Genomic DNA, 351 nt, shown 5'->3' on the forward strand with positions numbered 1-351 from the left:
CGCCTGAGTACCGGCGTGAGGCCGCGAACCTGGTTATCGAGTCAGAGCGACCGATCGCTCATGTGGCTAAGGAGATTGGCGTTTCTGCCGGGCTTTTAGGCCGGTGGGTCAAACTCGAGCGTGAACGCCGAGGAGCCTCAGATGGGATGAGCGAGGCTGATCTCCGAGCTGAGAATGCTCGTCTGCGCCGTGAGTTGGCAGAAGCCAAGATGGATAACGAGTTTTTGTCAAAAGCGACAGCCTTCTTCGCTTTGAGGCAACGCGAGCAGAAAAGTTCAAATTGATGCAGCCAGAGCAAGGCGAACTACAGCATCAAGCGCATGGCACGACTATTAAAAGTATCTCGGTCTG

General features: G+C 55.0%; 1 pseudogene. It reads left to right on the top strand.

The annotated features are described in order from the left end of the window. Positions 1-351: pseudogene (locus tag HMPREF2781_RS12225) on the top strand (transposase); the annotation flags it as partial.

This window comes from Corynebacterium sp. HMSC062A03 (genome assembly GCF_001811145.1).
Classification (GTDB): Bacteria; Actinomycetota; Actinomycetes; order Mycobacteriales; family Mycobacteriaceae; genus Corynebacterium; species Corynebacterium aurimucosum.